Annotated in this window: 4 protein-coding genes; 2 read left to right on the top strand and 2 right to left on the bottom strand. The window is 34.4% G+C overall.

Annotation, left to right across the window (positions count from 1 at the left end):
- The first annotated feature begins 51 nt into the window (after positions 1 to 51).
- Positions 52 to 360 carry an ArsR/SmtB family transcription factor gene (locus V7183_RS21100; protein ID WP_335360724.1) on the top strand — a complete coding sequence of 103 codons (309 nt, stop codon included), beginning with the start codon at positions 52 to 54 and terminating at the stop codon, positions 358 to 360.
- Between the two features lie 40 nt (positions 361 to 400).
- Here V7183_RS21100 and V7183_RS21095 read toward each other — a convergent pair whose 3' ends face one another.
- Both V7183_RS21095 and V7183_RS21090 read right to left on the bottom strand, forming a co-directional pair.
- The gene (locus V7183_RS21095; RefSeq protein ID WP_335360723.1) at positions 401 to 1,351 is read right to left on the bottom strand and encodes a S8 family peptidase; all 951 of its coding nucleotides are present in this window, start codon (positions 1,349 to 1,351) and stop codon (positions 401 to 403) included.
- Positions 1,352 to 1,696: 345 nt separating this feature from the next.
- Positions 1,697 to 3,577: an ABC transporter permease gene (locus V7183_RS21090; protein WP_335360722.1), complete on the bottom strand. Its 1,881-nt coding sequence runs from the start codon at positions 3,575 to 3,577 to the stop codon at positions 1,697 to 1,699.
- 269 nt (positions 3,578 to 3,846) lie between these two features.
- On the opposite strand from V7183_RS21090, the gene nadE reads away from it, so the two are divergent.
- Positions 3,847 to 4,665, top strand: coding sequence for an ammonia-dependent NAD(+) synthetase (nadE, locus tag V7183_RS21085; protein WP_335360721.1), 819 nt, complete (start codon positions 3,847 to 3,849; stop codon positions 4,663 to 4,665).
- The last annotated feature ends 87 nt before the right edge of the window (positions 4,666 to 4,752 follow it).

Here is a 4,752-nt window from a genome sequence, read left to right as displayed (position 1 = left end):
CATTTTATATGTTATAGTGCAACTGAAAGAACTTATAAAGTAGGTGAACTTATGCGAACACTATATCATCCAAATCGAGAAGAAATTCAACTTTCTTCTGTCTTATATGCTCTTAGCGACCAAATTCGTTTACAAATTGTAAATATGTTAATGGAACAGAAAGAACAATCATGCGGTGCACTAAATATTCCAGTTGCTAAATCAACTTTGTCACATCATTTTAAAGTTTTACGTGAATCCGGCGTTATGTACACTCGTCTAGAAGGCACACAGCGTTTTATTTCGATTCGAACGGAAGATTTAGATGCTAGATTTCCTGGATTATTAGATGCTGTCTTACAAGCAACGGAACCATATTAAAAAACATCTCATATTCAAATGAGATGTTTTTTAATACCCATTATTCTTTTGATAAATCTATTAATCCATTTCCCTCTGATGTTCGCTCATATCCTAAAGGTACAGTCCGCTTAATAAGCTGGGCATATATTTCTGGTTCTGATAACTTTCTACCATACTCTCTTTCACACTGCTTAATCAGAAGCGCTAATGCTCCAGCAATATGCGGCGTAGCCATTGACGTCCCACTTAATACCGCATATTTCCCTTCTGGATAAGTAGAAAGAATTTTTTCCCCTGGCGCTACTAAATCAATTTCTTGATTCGAATTACTAAAACAAGCTAGCTTTCTCTCTAAATTAACAGCTCCGACTTCAATGACCTCAGAATAAGCACCCGGGAAATCCAATTCTTCTGTTTCATCACTACAGTCCCCATTATTTCCTGCAGCGCATACAACAAGTATTTCTTGCTTTACCGCATGCTGGATCACTTCATGTAATTCTGGTACATCCTCTGAACCACCAAGTGACATGGAAATAATTCGGACTCGCTCTTGATTTGGTCCTCTCCAGCGTACTGCATAGTCAATCGCCTCAATAATTTGCTGATAGCTTCCAGAGCCATCCCCTGATAATACTTTTAATACTAATAATTTGGCAAGTGGAGCAACACCTAGAACACCCACACTATTTTCTGTCGCTGCAATTGTCCCTGCAACATGGGTTCCATGACCATTATTATCAAGATAAACGTTTGGATTGCCCTCATAATCCTCAGTAAAATTTCTTCCGCCAATAATTCGGTCTTTTAAGTCAATATGGTTTATATCACAGCCTGTATCTAATACCGCAACTACAATATCTTTCCCTTTTGCACTCTTTTCCCAAACCTCAGGAGCATGAATCAGTTGTACACCTGGTGGGATTTCGTTTACTTGCTCAACTACTTTATTTACCGTATACGGAATTAATTGAATCCCTTTTTGCTTATTCGCTGTACTACTGTTCATCATAATCCCTCCTAAAATATATTATTTTTACATTTTGAATACGCTTTCATTTATAAAAAACATTCGTTTTCTCACTTCTATTTTCCTGCTTCAAGATTTTTCTCAATACAAAAAACATCTTTTCCATCAAATATTCTGACGAAAAAGACGTTTGTGAAATCTTATGCTACTTCATTTTTTGCGGTCACAAATTCCCTTTCTTTCATAACAGCATAATCGCTGGAATAAGAACCTACTCAGCCTTAATACCGCACAATATGATACTAGTATCGTACTGATTATTTAAATTAATGTAATGAGTGATTTTGTTTAAATACCTAGCAAACTAAACATACCCATCCTTTACTAACTCATCCGCAACCTTGCCTTCAATTGCTTTAAATAACGAGATCGTATCAGAATGAAATATACAATTTGAATTCCAACAAAAATACTTAGTACAATTAGATTTTCTTTTAAAAGTGAATACTCAAACATTTGTCCAAAAGTCGTTAATGCAACAGCACCGTGTAATGTTGCAACGACAACCGGCACGAAGAATAATAGCGCTAATCGAATTGTTACGACTTTAGATAATTCTCCACTTGTTAACCCTACTTTTCGAATTGATTCGAATAAACGATAATCATCTTCTAAGTCAGAGAATAGGCGGAAATATAGAAAACTACCCGCACATACAAAGAACACAATACCGATAAAAAATCCTACAAATAAAATAGGTCCAGCAACCTGTAAAGCTTGATTTTGCTCATACTCTGCCGCACTAAATCTCGAATGCTCTTGTTGAGATTTTATTTTGTTTGTTATTTCCTTTCCTGCTTCAATTTCATTTTTGCTTTCCTTCGTTTGATACATATAATCTTTTACTTCCTTGAAGCCATCTTGTAATAGATTATATTGATCTTCTGAAATAACGTAGACATTCCTAGTAAGTGCTTTACCGAGAGAAGATGTATGAATTTCTTTCACCTTCAATGATGTATTTTGATTCGGTAATTCTAATGTTTGTCTTTCTATTTTTTGTGGTACTGGCATTTCTACTGATAGAAAGAGTGCTGTATTTTCATTCAAATCACCTGGCTGTTCACCTGTAAGCTTTGCATATTTCTTATAATCAGATTCCCTTACAAAGACTGCATCTCGCAGTCCTTTCTCTTCGGTTTGCTTTGAGACAATATCTGTTTTCTCGTTAGATATATTATATTTCTTTAATGTTTGCTCAATCATTTGTACATGCCCTGATTCATTTTCATTTCCTTGTTTAGATTGATACTGAAATGCAATCGGTTGATCCATCATGCTCTTCGTCATAGAAGCAAAACCAACTAGTGTACCAATAGCAGAAAAAGCTACAGTCGAAATAATTGTAACAATAAAGAACATCCGTGCATTATCTCTCATGCGATATGCTAAATCTGATAGAGTAATGATATTGGTTCTTGTCCAATACAAACGTTTGCTTTTTTTACATGCTCGAATAATACATACACTTAGCTGCTTATACAGTAAGTATGTACCAATAATGACAACCGTCGTTACAGGAATCAACATAATAAAAACCATTGCACCATGCGAAGATAAGGCACCTACATATCCTGTACCAAGCAACAACACAGCTAGAATTGAAGAAATAATGGACGCTTTTGGTTCAGGCTTCGCTTTTACTGAACCTCTAAATAGTTTCATGATTTGATTTTTACGAATCATTCCTGCGCTAAAAAAAGAAATAATAATAAATAATATAAAAAACATAACACTCGTTACGCCAATTGCTGTTATTGGTAAATAATATGATAAAGATAGATCCAGCTTCAATACTAATGGCGCTATCCAAATCAATAAACCTGAAAACAGCATTCCACAAATGATACCCGCAATAATTGATACCATACCAATCATGACATTTTCAAAAAAGATAAGACGTCTTAATTGAAATTTCGTCATACCTAGCATCATTAAAATCCCTAATTCACGCTTCCTTGTTTTTAAAAACATTCCCATTGAATATAGAATAAAGAAAAACGTAAAAAGATAAATAATAACTTGTGCAAAAGACATACTTACAAATACATATTGACCTAATTGACCGGCACTTAATGCAGGATGAAACGCAAAAAATGAGTAAACAAAGAAGGCCATAATTGCAAATGCACTACTCAAAAAATAAGCCGAATATGTTCGTCTATTCCGCGTTACATTACGAAACGCTAATTCCCTAATATTCATATTATTTCTCCGCCCTTTCAATAACTATATTGCTATCATAGTAAAGCGAAGAAATATCTACCATCGATTCAAATGACAAAAACCTTACATTTTTGAAAGGTCACAGAAAAATTGATTAAACTAGGCATTTTCTTTATAATAACTACATTCATATTCATACGTTCAACCTATTGTATATTCGTTAATTTTACGAAATAATAAGGATGGATATTTCTGAATCAGTACATATAAACTTATCACTCGTTCTATATGAATAGGAGGAAAACATAATGACATTACAAGAACAAATTATGAAAGCATTACATGTTCAGCCTGCAATTGATCCAAAAGCAGAAATTCGTAAACGAATTGATTTCTTAAAAGATTATTTAAGAAAAACAGGTGCAAAAGGCTTTGTACTCGGAATTAGTGGTGGACAAGATTCAACACTAGCAGGCCGCTTAGCACAGCTTGCAGTTGAAGAATCTCGCAATGAAGGATACAACGCAACATTTATCGCTGTACGCCTTCCATATCAGGTGCAAAAAGATGAAGACGATGCACAATTAGCACTACAATTTATTAAACCCGATCAATCTGTAGCTTTCGATATCGCTTCAACAGTTGATGCATTTTCAAGTCAATATAAAGACTTATTAGGAGAATCATTAACAGACTTCAATAAAGGAAACGTTAAAGCTCGCGTTCGCATGGTCACACAATATGCAATTGGTGGACAACAAGGTTTACTTGTTATCGGAACAGATCATGCTGCTGAAGCTGTAACAGGTTTCTTCACAAAGTTTGGTGATGGTGGTGCAGATCTTTTACCACTAACAGGATTAACAAAACGTCAAGGACGATCTTTATTACAAGAATTAGGCGCTGAAGAACGCCTTTACTTAAAAATGCCAACAGCTGATTTATTAGATGAAAAACCAGGTCAAGCTGACGAAACAGAATTAGGGATTACATACGATCAATTAGATGATTACTTAGAAGGAAAAGCAGTTCCTGAAGACGTTGCAGAAAAAATCGAAAAACGTTATACAGTAAGTGAACATAAAAGACAAACACCAGCATCCATGTTTGATGATTGGTGGAAATAAATAACATATATAAAAAGAAGCTAATTTTATTTAGCTTCTTTTTATATAAATCACTTCGTAAAAATTAGTTTCTATATATACATCAAT

Source organism: Bacillus sp. JJ1127, from assembly GCF_036965845.1.
GTDB lineage: Bacteria > Bacillota > Bacilli > Bacillales > Bacillaceae_G > Bacillus_A.
This window is presented reverse-complemented; position numbering and strand designations above follow the sequence as displayed.